General features: G+C 46.6%; 9 protein-coding genes. 4 read left to right on the forward strand and 5 right to left on the reverse strand.

The window, feature by feature from the left end; genetic code table 11:
* Positions 1-224: 224 nt before the first annotated feature.
* From ACXAGK_RS05555 to ACXAGK_RS05565, 3 genes are all read right to left on the reverse strand, one after another.
* Positions 225-959 carry an anti-sigma factor gene (locus tag ACXAGK_RS05555; RefSeq protein WP_474854728.1) on the reverse strand — a complete coding sequence of 245 codons (735 nt, stop codon included), beginning with the start codon at positions 957-959 and terminating at the stop codon, positions 225-227.
* A complete protein-coding gene (locus ACXAGK_RS05560) occupies positions 956-1,489 on the reverse strand; it encodes a sigma-70 family RNA polymerase sigma factor (protein ID WP_474854730.1) in 534 nt (177 codons plus the stop codon). The genes ACXAGK_RS05555 and ACXAGK_RS05560 overlap by 4 nt, the downstream gene beginning before the upstream one ends.
* A 164-nt stretch (positions 1,490-1,653) precedes the next feature.
* Positions 1,654-3,714: a TonB-dependent receptor gene (locus ACXAGK_RS05565; RefSeq protein WP_474854732.1), complete on the reverse strand. Its 2,061-nt coding sequence runs from the start codon at positions 3,712-3,714 to the stop codon at positions 1,654-1,656.
* Between the two features lie 195 nt (positions 3,715-3,909).
* On the opposite strand from ACXAGK_RS05565, the gene ACXAGK_RS05570 reads away from it, so the two are divergent.
* Positions 3,910-4,494 carry an RDD family protein gene (locus tag ACXAGK_RS05570; RefSeq protein ID WP_474854734.1) on the forward strand — a complete coding sequence of 195 codons (585 nt, stop codon included), beginning with the start codon at positions 3,910-3,912 and terminating at the stop codon, positions 4,492-4,494.
* A 102-nt stretch (positions 4,495-4,596) separates the two neighbouring features.
* On the opposite strand, the gene lptG is transcribed toward ACXAGK_RS05570, so the two are convergent.
* Both lptG and lptF read right to left on the reverse strand, forming a co-directional pair.
* Positions 4,597-5,658: an LPS export ABC transporter permease LptG gene (gene lptG / locus ACXAGK_RS05575; protein WP_474805154.1), complete on the reverse strand. Its 1,062-nt coding sequence runs from the start codon at positions 5,656-5,658 to the stop codon at positions 4,597-4,599.
* Positions 5,659-6,759, reverse strand: coding sequence for an LPS export ABC transporter permease LptF (gene lptF, locus ACXAGK_RS05580; RefSeq protein WP_474854736.1), 1,101 nt, complete (start codon positions 6,757-6,759; stop codon positions 5,659-5,661). It abuts the gene before it with no gap.
* Positions 6,760-7,022: 263 nt separating this feature from the next.
* Here lptF and pepA point away from each other — a divergent pair, with 263 nt between their 5' ends.
* From pepA to ACXAGK_RS05595, 3 genes are read left to right on the forward strand one after another with little or no spacing between them, the layout of a single operon-like run.
* Positions 7,023-8,528 (forward strand): leucyl aminopeptidase, encoded by a 1,506-nt coding sequence (gene pepA, locus ACXAGK_RS05585; RefSeq protein WP_474854737.1) that lies wholly within the window; start codon positions 7,023-7,025, stop codon positions 8,526-8,528.
* A 6-nt stretch (positions 8,529-8,534) separates the two neighbouring features.
* The gene (locus tag ACXAGK_RS05590) at positions 8,535-8,957 is read left to right on the forward strand and encodes a DNA polymerase III subunit chi (RefSeq protein WP_474854739.1); all 423 of its coding nucleotides are present in this window, start codon (positions 8,535-8,537) and stop codon (positions 8,955-8,957) included.
* Positions 8,958-8,992: 35 nt separating this feature from the next.
* A complete protein-coding gene (locus ACXAGK_RS05595) occupies positions 8,993-11,767 on the forward strand; it encodes a valine--tRNA ligase (protein ID WP_474854741.1) in 2,775 nt (924 codons plus the stop codon).
* Positions 11,768-11,859 lie beyond the last annotated feature (92 nt).

Raw genomic sequence — 11,859 nt, forward strand, 5'->3', positions numbered from 1 at the left:
CGTCTGAGAATTCATGTTGGATGCAAAAGTTTTTAAAAAAATTAAAATAAAATTTTAGTTAAGTGTAAAAGCAGGTAGTGGGGGAAAAGGAATAACGAAAAAGCGTTAGCAGTTAGAAGAGCAAGAGAGCCCTGAGAGACTACTGGTGAAAACTAAGCAAGCAGCGATAGAAAAATAAAAGGCCACAGATTGTGGCCTTTTGACGGAAAGTTTAGTGTTTAAAACTACACAGACACAATGGGTGCTATGTAAAGTACTTCGGTCGGTGCACCCGTTACCGAGCCACCAGGCGCTTCTAAACTCACTGCCAAAGCCATGATGCTTTGATCTAGCAGTATATCTGGTGTTGCCCTGGTATCTCCATTTGCTTCAGGCATTAGACCAAGGGAAATTGGCGCTTCACCGTTTGCCGGTACCATCCACAGCTCGTAGTCTTTGTCTGCTAGAGCCACGAAAGCATCGGTAACCTTAACATTCATGGTCGTGTCAGATACCTCTATCACCCACAGTGGCGTGTTATCAGCGTTGTTGACTACGGCGATATGGGAAACCTCTGGGGCAGGCGCAGGTTGCATAACAAAAAGCAGTACGGCTAACACCATTGCAGCAGCCGTAGATATAAACGATAAATTTTTCCAGCGTTTCTGCTTTTCTTTCTCAAAGTCAATAACCTCGCCAGACTTACTGGAGGGTTGTGTATCGCTAGCTATGTTTGCGTCGTTAGCGGCTTTATGTCCAAGTTTTACTTGGATGTTTTCCCACACGTTGTCTGGCGGCGTTACAGGCGGGAGCGTCTCCGCAAAGCCGGTTAGATATTGTTCCCATTGGGCCGTTGCATCGCTCACCGCTTGATATTGCATCATTAACTTTTGATAGCGTGTACGCGCTTTACCTCTGAGGGTACCAACAACGTATTCCGCTGCCAGTGCATTAAGTCGTTCTTCTTTCAAATAATTCATAGTGACAGGCACCTCTGCAAGCTCTGCAAGCCTCGTCTTATCCAGCTTTTAATTGTACCAAGGGGCGAGGCCAAGTGACTCACCACTTCCTGGTGAGACATGCCGTTAACGTAAGCTAAGTGAATGGCTTGGCGCTGAGGGCCGTCTAATTCATCCAAACACGCGGCTAATCTAGCTTGCTCTGCACCCAGTTTAACATTTTGTGCGCTTTCTACTCCTGATGGTGCATCATCGTTCAGCTCAACTTCATTTCTTACATTGTGATAGCGAATTAAATCCAGCGCTCGATAGCGTGCAATGCTTACCATCCAAGTTAGCACCGTACCTTTTCCTCGCTGATAATTGCCAGCGTTATGCCATATTTTAATGTAAGCATCTTGTGTGGCTTCATCGGCAAGCTCTGGCCGTTTTAGTAGCTTTAAAGCAACTGCATAAAGCTGTGGGCTGGTTATTTTATAAAGCTCTGCGAAGGCTTTTTTGTCACCGTCTGCTGTTTTACACAGCAAAGGGAACAAAGTTTCATGTTCCATCGTTGCTCCTACCTTTTATTGTTATGGCACCATTTTCACAATGAGACTTACTATTGAAAAGTGCGGCTTCTAAGTATTTAAACTAGCACGCTTTTTAAACATTTACATAAAATATTGCGGCGCCAAAAGGGCCTGCGCCGCTGTTATTAAAAACTTCTGCTCGGCTAATATTTCAAGGAAACAGTAAGGCGAACGTTTCTTGGTTCAACCGGGTGATAGTGCAAGTCCTCTATGCCCTCTTCAGGCTCGCCAGGAAGTCTCGACGCATAAAAGTAGTCGATATCATGATCATCACTATCAAGGGCATTTAACACTTCTAAAGTAACGTCCCACATAGGCTGACGATAAGCGACCTGTGCATTCATTAAAAATGTTGATGGCGGCGAAACTTCATCGAAACTCTCCACCGTGCGAGAGCTTAAATAACGACCTCGCAGCGTATAGCTAAACCCAAGCTGGTTTCCGTTTTGAAAATAGGTCAGGCCCGCGCTCACAACGCCCGGAACTGTACCGTCAATATGGCGGCCTTCACCCTCTACGCTGTCGCTGAATCTTGCTTTTGTCCAAGCAGCTTCAATGTCAGTTGTTAAATGATGATTAATCCAGTAGTAGGCACTTACTTCTATACCGTGTCTTTCTGATGGTCGGCTCGCTTCAGTGAAGCCTGCGTCGCCGACATAAACCAGTTCACTATCTAGTTCTAGTCGCCACAATGCAGCGGAAACGTTATAGGTTCTGTTGTCGGTAAAATTAACCCCGGCTTCATAACCAAGAGACTTCACTAATAGCGGTGAAGTTTCGGTTGCATCCCCACTTACCGGATCTACAGTAATAGTTGCACCCCGCGCGTCGTTTGAGTGATAGCCTTGACCGATATTGGCAAATGCGGTGAGCTGTTCCGACAGCAAATATTTAAGACCTGCTTTTAACGTAAAAATACCATCGTCAGCACTACCGCTGTTAGCGTCTAAATCGCTATCTACGTCAACATCTAAATAATCATAACGACCGCCTAAAGACAGGCTTAATCTATCATTTAGAAAAATATTGGACTGAGCAAAAAGTGCATAGCTATTGCTGTCTATCTCGTCTTCTCGGACAGTGCCAAAGCGGACTAAGTTTTGGGTGCGGTACAAGCCTACATTATCGATATCATCAAAACGCCACTGGCCGCCAAGGGTAATACTACTGCCATCGGTAATGGCTAAGGGCAGGGTAGTGAATATTTCGCCACCGTATATCTTTCTGTCGTCAGCTTGTTCGAACTGATCGCCTCGAACAGGGTTATCAAGGAAATAGGTAAAATTAGAGAACAGACTAAGTTCGGTATCTATGACATAAAGCGAAGCATTCCATGTATCACTGGTGTAGTTTGCAGATAAACTATACCGAGAGGATTCACCGCCAACTTGAGTATCGATAGAGCCAAGACGGTCTATTAAGCCGCTTTGAATAGCGCGCTCTGGAACCTGGTCGGCGCCATTCCAGCTATTGTCATAAGCCATGCCTGTTATGGTAAGCTGGCCATCTAGCAAGGGCGTAATATAACGAATGTGTGCGTTTTTCTTTTTTACGTCTTCGTCTACATCAGTCCATGGGCCGTCATAAGTTTGATATTCTAAAGCTGTAACGACACGGCTCTCTCCTGCTTCAAACTGGTTTAGTGCGACGGCGCGTTTGAATCCATATTCACCTAAGCCCAAGAATACCTGGTTGTTTTTAAGGGAATCTCTCAAATTAAAAATTGCGCCGCCTGCGCTAGAAAAATCGCCAATGTTGGCGTAATAGGTGCCTTTGAAGTAGCTAAGGTTGTCGATAAATTCAGGAATGATGAAGTTCAGGTCGCTGTAGCCTTGACCGTGTCCATGGCTTCGCATGTTGACCGGCATTCCATCAACGCTTACGGTGAAATCGGTTCCATGGTCAAGATTAAAACCGCGAAGAAAATACTGGTTGGCTTTTCCTGAACCGCTGTGCTGCGTCACCATCATACCCGGAATAAATTCCAATATTTCACCAGCGCGAAGCATTGGTCGGTCAATCATAGTGTCACCCGACACCCATCCCTGAGAAGCAGAAATAAATTCACCGTCTTTGACCGACGAGTCACCGCGTACCCGAATATGTTCAATATCACCTTCTGGGTCATCGAGGGCGAGTGTGGGCGCAGTTGCGAGTAATATAGCGCTAGCAGTTAGTGTTTTTGCGAAAGTTAATGTGGTCACTTTAAGATTTCCGTTATCCGTTTTAATAACAATAACGAATGAATTGAATGCTTGGATGCATTATTTTTAATAACAGTGCAGTTATCGGTTTATCAATCACTTTATTAAATGACGTTTAGTGTGGCTTATTGTGTTTAAGCTATAGGGCGCTTGTGTCAAAATATGTATTGAAAATGATGATGTGAAGAGATACCCGTGGCAAGACACGATAAGAAAGTTAAGAAAAGGCAGCCGGCACCAAAATCGTCGACGACTGCTGAATATGAAAATGCGAGTAGCGCAGACTCAGAAAGTGAAACCCTTGAGCGAGCAGGGTTTGTGCGACGCTTGTTGGCCATGATTTACGATACGCTAGTGGCTACTGCTGTCGGTATGTGTGCGGCTATGGTGATGATAGTAACCTTGGTGGTTATGTTGAAAAATGGTGCGCTTGATTTACAAGGTTATGCTGAACCCGCTGACCTTATACAAGCATCCTTTGGCTATAAACTGCTTATTCAAACCTGGGTAGGCTTATGGATTGCGGGTTTCTTCTTGTGGTTTTGGCGCAGAGGCGGGCAAACACTTGGCATGCGTGCTTGGCGGTTACGAATTTACAGCACAGTTGAAGAGCCTATGACATGGCCGCGTTTGTTCATTCGCCTTGTCGCATCATTGGGTGGTTTAGGGACATTACTTGTTTTGTTCGATTTTAAAAACAAACAATCTCTACAGGACCGCTTAGCAAAAACAGAAGTGTTGAAGCTGAGCAAAGAAGCGAACGACCACAAAAGTTGGTAGGACACAGCTTGTAGGGCGCTAAAAAATCATAGGAAAGAGGCTGCAACGAGCCTCTTTTTTGTAAGCGTTGAGCGTTTAATTAGCCTATCGCTGATAGCTTTATCAACGTTTAAGCATCACACCTGCGACAGCAGCGAACAGTAAACTCGGTAGTAGAGCGCCCAAGAAAGGCGGCAGCTGATATACCAAACTGACAGGGCCAAACACTTCGTTAAGAATAAAGAAACCAAAGCCCGTGAGTACGCCCATAATAACTCTTGCGCCCATGGTAACGCTACGAAGCGGGCCGAAGATGAAAGACAGTGCCATTAACAGCATTACGCCAACAGAAATAGGCTGAAAGATTTTTCGCCAAAGCGCTAGCTCATAGCGCGAGGGATCTTGGTCGTTGTTATCTAGATAGTTTACGTAATCTAGCAACCCAGTGATGGATAAAGCCTCTGGCTTAACGGCAACAATCCCTAGCTTGTCAGGCGTAAGCGTTGAGTTCCATCGCATACGCTCGTTTTCTTCTACCGACACCTTGGTCTCTGAAAACTCAGTTACTTCAACATCGCTTAACCACCAACCGTCGCCATCGAAAGCACTATTTTTCGCGTAGGTAATACTTTCAAGAGACAAGTCAGGATTAAAGCTAAAAATGCTTACGTCTTTAAGCGAGTCTTGGCTAAGTACTTGACCAATACTCACAAATCGGTCGCCATCCTTTGCCCACACCAGCTTGTCGGAAGAAAACAAGCTACCGCCTGAAATAGCCTCGGTTCTTATCTGTTTTGCTTTGGTTTCGCTGTATGGAGTAACCCATTCACCAACAGCCATCACCAGTAAAATCATTACAAGGGTGGATTTCATGGCTGAGTTTATGATGTTCCAACGGCTCATACCCGCGGCCTGCATTACTACCAGTTCGCTGTTGCTGGCCAATACGCCCATACCGATAAGACCGCCAAGTAAGGTGGCCATAGGGAAGAATTGCTCTAGGTCGCGAGGTAAGCTCAGTAAAACGTAGATAAAAGCGACCAGCATGTCATAGTCACCCTCACCAATTTTACGCAGCTGTTCTACAAACTTTATGAGTGCACTTAAACCAATAAGTACACTCAATGTAACCGTGATAGTGCCTAGCAGTGTTCGTGCAATATATAAATCGAGGATCTTAAACATCTACTTTTTCCCCAATATCCAAGCGCGAAGCTCTGTGCCAGTTTTTCTGTCCCGCACGATTAACATGACACCAATGACCAGCATGATGGTATGTACCCACCATAAGCCTAATTGTGGTGGCATTTTTCCATCTTCCAGTACGCGTCTACTTGCAAGCAATAGCAAGAAGTAGCCTAAGTAAAGCAGGATGGCCGGAAACATTTTACCAAAGCGCCCCTGACGCGGATCGACTGCGCTTAGCGGCACAGCAATCAGCACTAGAAACGGGATTGATAGCGGTATGGCAATACGCCACTGAAGCTCGGCTCTGGCCTCAATACTGTCGTCTTCCCAAAGCTCGCTGGTGGGCAATACGCTTACTTTCCGGCGTGTTTCATCTGCTGGTTTATCGGCAATCTGAATTTGGTATTCGTCAAATTCTACTTTGCGGTAAGCCTTTTCAGATTGTTTGCCTTCGTACTGCACACCTTCTTTTAATACAAGGTTTCGGGTACCGTCGGGGTTGTTTGCAACTTCGCCAGTTTGTGCATATACAACGCGCACATCGCCTTCGCTGTCATCCGTTTGATTCTGAGATAAAAACACGCGTTGCAGCTTATCGTTGCTATCTACATCGTGCACGAATATCACCGCTTTTTCGTTACCCGTTTGCTGGAATCTACCTGGCATTAGGGCAGAAAGCCCCGCTTCATTACGGGCTTTTTCACGTAGTTGGTATTCGTTCTCTGCAGCCAAGGGCGCGAAATAAAGAGTGATTGCGCCTGTGACTATCATGATGATTACGGATAAAAACAGCATCACCCGTGTGACGTACCATTCACTGATGCCACAAGCCCGCATTACGGTCATTTCGCTGTCTACATACAGCCTGCCGTGTGCCAGCATAATGCCCAAATAAGCACTGATAGGCAGCACCAAAGATGAGAGAATAGGAGCATATAAACCTAAGAAGCCAAGCACTAGCCCAGCAGGGATATCACCGTCTGATGCGTCGCCCAAAACGCGCACAAATCTTAAGGTGACAAAAATTGCCATTAGGATAAAGAAAATCGCTAACTGAGATTTCAGCGTTTCCTTAAGTAAATAGCGGAATATCAGCATCTCAGCCCTTCCGGAAAATTAGGAATTTTAGTGAAAGAAAGCACAATTTTGTTTAAACTTACCGTTTTTACAAGTTTTGCCTGCAATCATAAACCGTTTGCATGGTGTTTTGACGCAAATTTAACCTATATTCAATAGGTCTGTAAGCGTGAATTGCAGCGAACTAAAAAGTTATGCTGCGTATTAAAACATAAAGCAGCGCGAAACGTTACGTGATTTTAGTCATCGTGCAAACCATAAACGACGAAAAGCGAGGTGATATCGTGGAGTTTAGTGTAAAAAGTGGCAGTCCTGAAAAACAACGCAGCGCATGTATTGTTGTGGGTGTCTTCGAGCCGCGCCGCCTAACGGCAGTGGCTGAACAACTAGACGAAATCAGTGAAGGTTATATCAGCAACTTGTTACGCCGTGGCGACCTTGAAGGTAAAGCAGGGCAAATGTTGTTGCTACACAACGTGCCAAACGTACTAAGCGAGCGCGTGCTTCTTGTTGGTTGTGGTAAAGAGCGCGAGCTTGATGAGCGTCAGTACAAAAATATTATTGCCAAAACCATTCAAACATTGAATGAAACCGGCTCGATGGAAGCGGTGTGTTTCTTAACCGAGCTTCACGTTAAAGGTCGCGATACTTACTGGAAAGTGCGTCAGGCTGTAGAAGCGACTGAAGATACGCTTTACACCTTTATGCAGCTTAAAACCAAAAAAGGCGAGCCTCGCCGCCCGCTGCGTAAAATTGTATTTAACGTGCCTACCCGTCGCGAGCTTACTGTTGGTGAGCGCGCGGTTGAGCATGGTTTAGCTGTAGCCCGTGGCTCGAAAGTAACCAAAGACGTAGCTAACATGCCACCAAATATCTGTAACCCAGCGTATTTATGGCAGCAAGCGCAAGAATTAGCGAGTCAATACGACAGCGTAACCGCTGAAGTAGTAGACGAAACTCAAATGGCAGAGCTGGGTATGCAGTCTTACCTTGCCGTTGGTCGTGGTTCTGCAAATGAAAGCATGATGAGTATTATGCATCACCGCGGTGGCCCAGCTGATCAAGCGCCAATCGTGCTTGTAGGTAAAGGCCTTACCTTCGATTCAGGTGGTATTTCAATTAAGCCAGGCGAAGCCATGGATGAAATGAAGTACGACATGGGGGGGGCTGCAGGCGTACTGGGTACTATGCACACTATCGCGGCGCTAAATCTTCCGATTAACGTTATTGGCGTATTGGCAGGCTGTGAAAACATGCCAGATGGTAAAGCGTACCGCCCGGGTGACATTCTGACGACCATGTCGGGTCAAACCGTTGAAGTACTAAACACAGATGCCGAAGGCCGTTTGGTGTTGTGTGACGCGCTAACCTATGTAGAGCGCTTCGACCCAGAGCTAGTGATTGACGTAGCCACGCTAACCGGCGCAGCGATTATCGCGCTTGGTCACCATGCAACAGCGGTAATGAGCACGCATAACCCGCTTGCTCACGAGCTACTTAATGCATCAGAGCAAAGTTCAGATCGCGCATGGCGTTTACCGCTATGGGACGATTACCAAGAGCAGCTTGAAAGCCCATTTGCCGACATGACGAACCTAGGTGGTCGCCCAGCGGGCTCGATCACCGCAGGTTGTTTCTTGTCACGTTTTACTAAGAAGTACAACTGGGCTCACCTTGATATTGCTGGTACGGCGTGGCGCAGTGGTAAGAACAAAGGCGCAACAGGCCGACCAGTGCCTATGCTGTCTCAGTTCCTAATGAACCGCGCTGATATCAAGTTAGAGGACTAATCATTCATGCCACAAGTGATATTTTATCAACTTACCAGCAGTGATAATGGTGTGGCAGGCCGCGCCAGTGAAGTCATTGCTTCAGCGTTTGCTAATAAGCAAAAGATTAGCGTGCTGTGTGATACACAGGCGCAAGCTGAAGAAGTTGATGAATTGTTATGGCAGCTACCGGCCGACCGCTTTGTGCCCCATAACCTTTATGGTGAAGGGCCGCAATCGGGAACGCCGGTGGAAATTTGTTGGCAGCCAGAGCAGGTAGCCAGACGACAAATGGTGGTGAACGTGGGTTCCGGTATGGTGCCTTCACCCAACCTGCATCGTCAAATCATCGATTTTGTGCCCGTGGACGAGAATGCCAAACAGGCCGCGCGGGTAAGATACAAAAACTATCAGCAAGCTGGATGCAACATGCAGTTCAAATCTGCATAAATCATTCGCGTTTAGCTTCAATTTGAGAGTGTGTAATGGATAAAACCTTCGAACCGCAGTCCATCGAGCAGCAATGCTACAAGTCATGGGAAGAGGCGGGTTTATTTAAAGCTTCAGGTAGCGGCGAACCTTATTGTATTTTGCTTCCGCCACCAAACGTTACCGGTAGCCTTCACATGGGCCATGGTTTCCAGCAAACCATTATGGACGCCTTAACCCGTTATCACCGCATGAAGGGCGATAATACGCTATGGCAAGTGGGTACTGACCACGCCGGTATTGCTACCCAAATGGTGGTAGAACGCCAACTTAACGCTGAAGGCAAGACGCGCCACGACTTAGGTCGCGAAGACTTCATCAAAAAAGTGTGGGATTGGAAAGAGCACAGCGGCGGTACTATTACTGGCCAAATGCGCCGTTTAGGTACGTCTCCTGACTGGTCTCGCGAAGTATTCACCATGGACGAAGACCTGTCTAAAGCCGTAACTGAAGTATTCGTGAAACTACACGAAGAAGGCCTTATTTACCGTGGTAAGCGTTTGGTTAACTGGGATCCAGTGCTTCACACTGCAGTATCTGATCTTGAAGTACTGAACGAAGAAGAAGACGGACACATGTGGCACATGCGCTACCCGTTAGCTGACGGTAGCGGTGAGCTAGTGGTTGCAACAACGCGCCCTGAAACCATGCTAGGTGATACAGCGGTTGCGGTTCACCCAGATGACGAGCGTTATCAAGGTTTTATCGGCAAAGAAATTAAGCTGCCTATTACTGGCCGTTTAATTCCAGTTATTGCCGATGACTATGTCGATCAAGAGTTTGGTACAGGCTGCGTTAAAATTACCCCTGCTCACGACTTCAACGACTACGATATGGGTAAGCGTCACAACCTGCCTATGATCAACATTCTTACCGACGATGCGAAAATAAACGATGATGCGCCAGAAGCGTACCGTGGTTTAGATCGCTTCGACGCCCGTAAGCAAATTGTTGCTGATTTAGACGCACAAGGCGCATTGGTTAAAATTGAGCCGCATAAGCTTAAAGTTCCACGTGGCGACAGAACCAACGCGGTTATCGAACCATACCTAACCGACCAGTGGTATGTAGCGGTTGAGTCTCTTGCTAAGCCAGCTATTGAAGCAGTGGAAAGCGGTGAAATTCGTTTTGTGCCAGAGAACTGGAACAAAACTTACTACCAGTGGATGCACAACATTCAAGACTGGTGTATTTCACGTCAGCTGTGGTGGGGACACCGCATTCCGGCGTGGTATGACGAAAACGGTAACGTTTTTGTTGGCCGCACCGAAGAAGAAGTGCGTGAAAAGCACGGCCTTGGCAGTGACGTAACCCTTTCACAAGACGACGATGTACTAGATACCTGGTTCTCAAGTGCACTATGGCCGTTCGCAACCATGGGCTGGCCAGAAGAAACGCCAGATCTAGAAACCTTCGTACCGTCTTCGGTACTCGTAACTGGCTTTGACATCATTTTCTTCTGGGTTGCCAGAATGATCATGATGACCAAGAAGTTCACCGGTAAAATTCCGTTTAAAGACATCTACATTACTGGTCTTATCCGCGATGAGAACGGCGATAAAATGTCTAAGTCGAAGGGCAACGTGCTTGACCCTATTGATTTGATTGACGGTATTGATATTGAGTCGCTAGTGACTAAACGTACCGCGGGCATGATGCAACCTCAGCTGGCTGAGAAGATTGCCAAGCGTACTCGTAAACAATTCCCAGAGGGTATTCAGGCCTACGGTACAGATGCACTGCGCTTTACCTTTGCTGCTATGGCTTCAACCAGCCGCGATATCAACTTTGATATGGCCCGTGTTGAAGGCTACCGCAACTTCTGTAACAAGATTTGGAACGCATCGCGTTTCGTATTGATGAACACAGAAGAGCACGATACAGGTCGTGACGGTGGCGAAATGGTACTTAGTATGGCCGATCGCTGGATTTGGGCTAAGTTCCAACAAACGTTAGTTGAGTTTGAAAAGGCCCTTGAAGATTACCGTTTCGACATTGCTGCGCAAACCGTCTACGAGTTTACCTGGAACCAATTCTGTGACTGGTATCTAGAGCTTACTAAGCCTGTGCTTAGCAATGACGCTAGCACCGAAGCTGAGAAGCGCGGTACACGTCATACGCTTATCAATGTGCTTGAAAGCCTGCTTCGCTTGTTGCACCCGCTTATGCCATTTATCACCGACACTATTTGGCAGCGTGTTGTGCCACTCAGTGCGCTTAAGGTAGAAGAGGGTGCAAGCATTATGGTTCAGGCATTCCCTGAAGTTGATGCAGCGAAACAAGACGACAAAGTACTTGCTGATATCGAGTGGGTGAAGAAGTTTATCGTGGGTATTCGTAATATCCGTGGTGAAATGGATATTTCGCCCAACAAACCGCTTAACGCGCTACTTAAAAACGTAAGTGATGAAGACGCTCGCCGTCTCGATGCCGCTAAAGCATTCCTAGACAAGCTTTCTAAGCTTGAAACCGTCACTATATTGAAAGACGGTGAAGAAGCGCCAGCCAGCGCTACAGCGCTTGTGGGTGAGATGGAAATTCTTATCCCAATGGCAGGGCTTATCGATAAAGACGCAGAACTTGCTCGTATCACTAAAGCCATGGAGAAAATCGAGAAAGATGTATCTCGTACTCGTGGCAAGTTGGGTAACGAGAAGTTCGTAAGCAATGCGCCAGAAGCGGTAATTGAAAAAGAACGCGGTAAGTTGGAAGAGGGTGAAAAAGCCCTAGCCAAACTTAAAGAGCAGTTCGAGACCATAAAAGCGCTGTAAGTGCAGCCCCCTAAGCGGGGATTTCTCGCTATAAATTAAAGGGGTTATCGAAAGGTAACCCCTTTTTACTTTCAACAGCCTTTACTGAATGA

This window comes from Alteromonas sp. ABM1_013, from assembly GCF_056160505.1.